Annotated in this window: 3 protein-coding genes; all 3 read left to right on the top strand. The window is 39.3% G+C overall.

The genetic code is table 11. From position 1 onward, the window contains the following. Positions 1–1,227 (top strand): fibrobacter succinogenes major paralogous domain-containing protein (locus D0T49_RS11250; RefSeq protein ID WP_239057064.1); only part of this gene is annotated, 1,227 nt, incomplete at its 5' end. A 218-nt stretch (positions 1,228–1,445) separates the two neighbouring features. Next, a complete protein-coding gene (locus D0T49_RS11245) occupies positions 1,446–3,104 on the top strand; it encodes a glycogen/starch synthase (RefSeq protein ID WP_163631448.1) in 1,659 nt (552 codons plus the stop codon). Positions 3,105–3,881: 777 nt separating this feature from the next. Beyond that, a complete protein-coding gene (gene glgP / locus D0T49_RS11240) occupies positions 3,882–6,446 on the top strand; it encodes an alpha-glucan family phosphorylase (RefSeq protein WP_163631445.1) in 2,565 nt (854 codons plus the stop codon). Positions 6,447–6,791 lie beyond the last annotated feature (345 nt).

Raw genomic sequence — 6,791 nt, 5'->3', positions numbered from 1 at the left:
GGTTTTCGCTTGCCTCAGCTTACTACCGTTCAACGTAACGCCTTATCGGTAAGTGGTAAGGATTTAGCTAAGGGCTTGACTATTTACAACATTACTACTAACTGTACCGACACATGGAATGGTACTGCCTGGATTTCGAACTGTGGTGATAATGTAGCTCCACAAATTACTACCCAGCCTCGTGCATTCAACTGGAAAGAAACCGTAGGTGCAGGTAATCTATTAGGTATTGGAACGGATGCAACTACTATTAGTGTAACGGCTACAGGTATAGGTACGCTTGCTTACCAATGGTACGAATTGCCTGCAAATCAGAACGTTGCTCCTATAGCCGTGACTGATGGTACGGGAGACGATTCGGATGCTTTTACTCCTGATTTAAGCAAACTGGGCATGCGCCGTTATTATTGTAAGGTGACTGATGCTAATGGCAATAGTGTAAACAGCGAAATGGCTGAAGTAGCTGTAGGCTGTGGTGCAAAAACTGTAGCAGGTGGATGGAGCAAATTTATGTGTTATAATCTGGGTGCAAGTAAAACTACTATAGATGCTCAAAAGTCACATAGCAGTCCTGTGTTTAGTTATAATGCTACAAGTAGTAAATACGAGCCTATTTCAAGGAATAATGACATGACTGTTTATGGCGATTTGTACCAATGGGGACGTAAGAGTGATGGGCACGAAAAGCGTACAAGTGCTGCAACCACTACTTTGTCTACTAACAATGACGCTACACTTCCTGCCGGTATTTCCGGTTCATTTATTAAAGTTCCTTCTTATCCTTACAACTGGGTTGATGTTTCTAAGGCTCCTACTGCCGACCTTAACTGGCGTAACCAAAAGAATGGTACTTATGACCCATGCCCTGTCGGTTGGCGTGTTCCTGCTCAGAGTGAATGGGGAAGTATTTTCTGTGGTGGTTCTACTCCCGGTGCTTCGGGCACTGCTGTAGCTAATACTTGGGTGTGGCACGATGCTGCTAATGGTACAGCTGGTTACGAAGTGAAGCCTGACGGCGAAACCACTACTTTATTTTTGCCCGTCGCTGGTCTTCGCTACACTGGTAATGGCGAGCTCTACTACGTAGGTGCTACCGGCTACTATTGGAGTGATAGCCTTAGTGGTACGTACTCGCTCACTCTGAATGTTAATGGTAGTAATGTGTATCCTGCGGGCATTGAAGGCCGTGCATACGGCTTCAGTGTACGGTGTATTGCGGAATTATAGTATCCTATTTGTTTGAAAAAGCAAGAATATAAGCTGATTTAGAAAATATATTTATTATGCAAAACTCGTTTAGGAGGTTTAACTCACCAAACGAGTTTTGTTTTATATATAAGGGGGCTTATTATGATAATTCGGCATAATGCCTCCCAATTTCTTACAAAAAGTATTAACTTTGTAACTTATATAATTATATGTAATTTTTTAAACCGAGTTTTTCAATGTCAAAAAAGAATATTCCTGATTATATTTTCGAAGCCAGTTGGGAGGTTTGCAATATGGTGGGTGGTATATATACAGTGCTGTCTACCCGTGCCCGTATCTTACAGCATCAGCATCACGACAAACTTATTTTTATAGGGCCTGATGTTTGGAAAGAGAGTCCAAGTCCATATTTTACCGAATCGGATGATTTACTTTCCGGTTGGAAAGAATATACCAACGAAAAATATGGGTTGGATATTCGCGTAGGCCGATGGAATGTTCCGGGAAATCCGGTTGCAGTGTTGGTGGATTTCACTCCATTGTATCATAAAAAAAACGGCATATATGGTCATGTCTGGAATCTGTTTGGTGTAGATTCGCTACATGCATACGGAGATTATGATGAATCTTCGATGTTCGGATATGCCTCCGGCATGGTAGTAGAGAGTTATTACAATTTCTTTAAACTTAGTCCGAAGCAAAAAGTTGTGGCGCACTTTAACGAATGGATGACCACCTTCGGTATTTTTTACCTGAAAGAGAACCTGCCTACTGTAGCTACCGTATTTACTACTCACGCTACTTCGATAGGCCGTTCTATTGCCGGAAATAACAAGCCATTATATAACTATCTGAATGACTATAACGGCGACCAGATGGCGCAGGAGCTTAATATGGTAGCTAAACACTCGACAGAGAAGAAGGGCGCGCACATAGCAGATTGTTTTACCACGGTGAGCGATATCACAGCGCGTGAGTGTACACAACTGTTGGAGCGGAAGCCCGATGTGGTAACCCCTAATGGTTTTGAAGACGATTTTATACCAAAAGGCAAGATTTTTACAAAGAAACGAAAGGAAGCCCGCCAATCTTTTATACGTGTGGCAGAAGCCTTGTTTGGGTATAAACTGGAGGACGATGTGTTGCTTGTAGGTACGGCAGGACGCTACGAGTATAAAAATAAAGGGCTCGACGTGTTTATGGAGTCTTTGAAACGTTTGTCGAAAAAAGAACCTGAACGTCAGATACTTGCCTTGATTGTAGTTCCGGCTCATTCAGTCGGGCCACGTGCCGATTTGCTTTATGCGTTGGACAATCCGGAGGATAAACTGGAAAATTGGAATCATTTTACTACGCACGAACTTTATGACTATAATAATGATAGTATAATGTCGGCAATAAACTGGTACCATCTGAAAAATGAAGAGCACGACAGGGTGAAGGTTATGTTTATGCCATCGTATCTGAATGGTGCCGACGGTATTTTCAATAAGGTATATTACGACCTGCTGATAGGAATGGATTTGACCGTATTTCCATCGTATTACGAGCCTTGGGGATATACTCCGCTCGAAAGTGTGGCTTTTTCGGTACCTACTATTACTACCGAACTGTCCGGTTTTGGTCAATGGGTGTCGCCTGAGCCACAGGATATTGATAAAGGTGTGGCTGTTATTCACCGTTCGGATTACAATGCTTCACATGTTGCCTTTCAGATTTGCAATACGGTTTTAGAGTTTGCCCAATACGATAAGCAAACACTGAAACAGGTACAGAAAAGAGCATCCGATATTGCAGAAGCGGCACTTTGGGATCATTTTATACATCATTATGAAGAGGCTTATGATATTGCTATTAAGAATATGAATAAAAGGCAAAAGAATAAGCCTCAATAATGACAAGTGGTTTTATGCAGGTTGCTATTGTATATTTTTTATCAATTAAACGTCGCGTACCTACGGCACGCCGGATAATTGAGTAACCCGTACATTACCAAACTTTGCTCCCTACAGGAGCTTTTAATACGAAAATAATTTGCAAATCAGTATTATAATAAACTATTGAATATAAACTATAATATGTTAGACTAATAACGAAACCTTATTTTCGTGAATAAACCTTAGTAACTTCAATATCTCGTAAAGCTTAACCTTATTAGCTTATTGAATAACAGAAAAAAATAAGGTAATAAGGGGTTGGGCTTAACCGGTCTTTATACTATTACTAAGGTTTAATACAAAAAATAAGGTTTTATTTCAAAATAAAAATTAGTCTTTTCTTATAATCTTTAATCTATCCCATTTTACTAAATTGCAGACACACTTTTGTCTGAGGTTTTTAAGTATTTATATTACTACTGATGCGAGGGCTTCGTACCTACGGCACGAATAATACCCGTTATTACGTGCTTTTACCAAACTTATGCTCCTACGGAGCACATCGATGATATTTTCAATCTACAAAAAAATATTTAACGCATCAGTACTATATTTATATTAATAAGTATTCAGAAATAAAAAGAAATATAAGTGTTTGCAAAAGTATGCAGTTTTGATGCAGAATGAGTTTTCATATTCTAAATCATTATTGTACTTTTGCATGTGCTAATGAAAAATTTATTTAAAAGTATAATAAGCACTTAGCTTGGCTAAATTACACATAAATTAGAAATTATGAAGATTAAAGTAAATGAAGTAAATGAAACAAATTGGAGGGATATTAACGTAAAATCCAATTTGCCCGAAAACTTAAAAAAATTAGAAGAAATAGCATATAATATATGGTGGTGCTGGGATAGCGAAGCCCGTGACCTTTTCCGCAATATCGACAGGAAGGCGTGGAAAGAAGCATCATCAAATCCGGTTCAGTTGTTCAATGTGTTGAATTACAAACAAATGACTGAACTAAGCAACGATGAGTCTTTCCTGAAAAAACTGGACAAGGTTTACGATAGCTATAAAAATTATCTGGCTCAACCCTATGACACTCAAAAACCTTCTGTTGCATATTTCAGTATGGAATATGGACTTACAGAAGTGTTGAAAATATACTCAGGGGGGTTAGGCGTACTGGCTGGCGACTATCTGAAAGAAGCCAGTGATAGCCATGTGGATATGACAGCGGTTGGTTTCCTGTATCGTTATGGATATTTCACTCAATCGCTTTCGATGGAAGGTCAGCAAATAGCTGTATATGAGCCTCAAAACTTTAATAACTTGCCGATAAAGCAAGTAAAAGACGAAAACGATAATCCGGTTGTAGTAGAAGTTCCATACCCCGGACGTACTATCTATACCTATGTATGGCAAGTGAAAGTAGGACGTATCTCTCTTTACCTGCTCGATACCGATAATGATATGAACAGCGAGTTCGACCGTTCTATTACGCATCAACTTTATGGTGGTGATTGGGAGAACCGTTTGAAACAAGAATACATGTTAGGTATTGGTGGTATTCTTACTTTGAAGAAACTTGGAGTAGAAAAACAAGTATATCATTGTAACGAAGGACATGCTGCTCTGATTAACGTACAACGTTTAGTTGATTTGATAGCAGAAAAAGGTTTGTCGTTTGACCAGGCAATGGAAGTTGTACGCTCCAGTTCATTATATACAGTTCATACACCGGTTCCTGCCGGTCATGATAGTTTCGACGAAGGCTTGTTCGGAAAGTATATGAGTGAATATCCAAGTAAGCTGAATATCTCTTGGAACGATTTTATCGACATGGGGCGTGAGCATCCCGGCAACCACGATGAGAAATTCAGCATGAGTACATTTGCATGTAATACTTGTCAGGAAGTGAATGGAGTTAGCTGGCTACACGGCAAAGTGTCCCAAAAAATGTTCCAACCTATCTGGAAAGGATATTTCCCTGAGGAACTGCACGTTAGCTATGTTACTAACGGAGTACACTTGCCAACTTGGGCTGCATCCGAATGGAAAAAAATATACGAAAAATACTTCACTCCGGCATTTTACGAAGACCAGTCGAATCTGAAAATCTGGCAAAAAATATATGAGATTTCCGATCAGGAAATTTGGGATACGCGTATGGGGTTGAAATCTAAGCTGATAGACTATATCCGTCAGCAGTTTCAAGAGTCGTGGTTTAAGAGTCAGGGCGACCCCAAAGCCGTTGTGTCTATCTTGGAGTCGATAAATCCTAATGCTTTAATTATAGGTTTTGGCCGTCGTTTTGCAACGTACAAACGTGCACATTTGCTGTTCACCGATTTAGAGCGTTTAGAAAAAATTGTAAACGACCCGCAGCGTCCTGTGCAATTCCTTTTCACCGGTAAAGCACACCCCGCCGATGGTGGAGGGCAAGGTTTAATCAAGCGTATTATAGAAATTTCGCGCATGCCGCAGTTTTTAGGAAAAATCATTTTCCTTGAAAACTATGATATGCGTTTGGCAAAACGTTTGGTGTCTGGTGTGGATATTTGGCTGAATACTCCGACACGTCCGTTGGAAGCATCGGGAACATCGGGTGAAAAAGCTCAAATGAACGGTGTGCTTAACTTCTCGGTACTTGATGGCTGGTGGCTCGAAGGATATGTAAAAGGGGCCGGATGGGCTTTGACTGATAAACGTACTTACGAAAATCAGACTTATCAAGACCAACTTGATGCGGCTACTATATATAATATGCTCGAAAGTGAGATTATCCCATTGTTTTTTGCACGAAATACAAAAGGTTACTCTCCTGAATGGATACAATATATAAAGAAATCGTTTGCAGAGATTACTCCTCGTTTTACTACCAAGCGCATGATTGATGACTATATCAACCGTTTTTATAGCAAGCTGGCTAAGCGTTCGGCATTACTGAAAGACAAGGATTTTGCCAAAGCAAAAGAAATTGCGGCATGGAAAGAAAAGATGGCACAAGGCTGGAATGATATAGAAGTTGTAGCGGTTGATTTGCCGGAAAACTTGATACACAATCCGCATGTAGGTGAGAACTATAATATTAACATAGTTGTAGATACTAAAAAGCTGAATGATAACGGTGTTGGTATCGAATTGGTTATCACAAATCTAGATAGCTCTAACAATGAAGTATTGTGTGATGTACAAGAGCTTAAACTGGTAAAAACTGAAGGTTCTAAACTGTATTTTAATATCGACTACCAGTTGAATATGGCAGGGTCGTTTAAGTATAGTTTCCGCATGTTCCCTAAAAATGAGGACTTGCCTCACCGTCAGGACTTCTGCTACGTACGTTGGATTTAAAAAAACAGAGATTCGCCTTAACGGGGTGTATATAAAACCACTATAAGGAGAATAGCTCGAAAAAAAGAGAATATAAAATCAGGTAAGTGCTATTTTGTTGAATTTGAATAAAATATAAAAATAGCATTTGCCTGATTTAGTTATAGAGCTTAATTGGATAATTTTCGAATAAGCTCTGTTTCGTTAAATATTTGCGCTTAAAAATCAAAGCCTTTACATTTGCATCCACATTCTTCGAGCAAAAATGAAGAATGAAAATTGAAAAATGAATCTTTCTCTACAAATAACACCTCAAAAAAATGCCTTTGCAAACGTTAAAATGTTTGCCGTTATCTCTATTTTATT

The sequence above is a fragment of the Paludibacter sp. 221 genome, assembly GCF_010501035.1.
Classification (GTDB): domain Bacteria; phylum Bacteroidota; class Bacteroidia; order Bacteroidales; family Paludibacteraceae; genus QVMH01.
The sequence above is the reverse complement of the archived record's forward strand: the minus strand, read 5'-3'. Positions and strand labels throughout refer to the sequence as shown.

Coding starts and splice junctions, on each gene's coding strand:
- D0T49_RS11245 (WP_163631448.1), top strand. CDS start 1,446: ATGTCAAAAAAGAATATTCCTGATTATATTTTCGAAGCCAGTTGGGAG.
- glgP (WP_163631445.1), top strand. CDS start 3,882: ATGAAGATTAAAGTAAATGAAGTAAATGAAACAAATTGGAGGGATATT.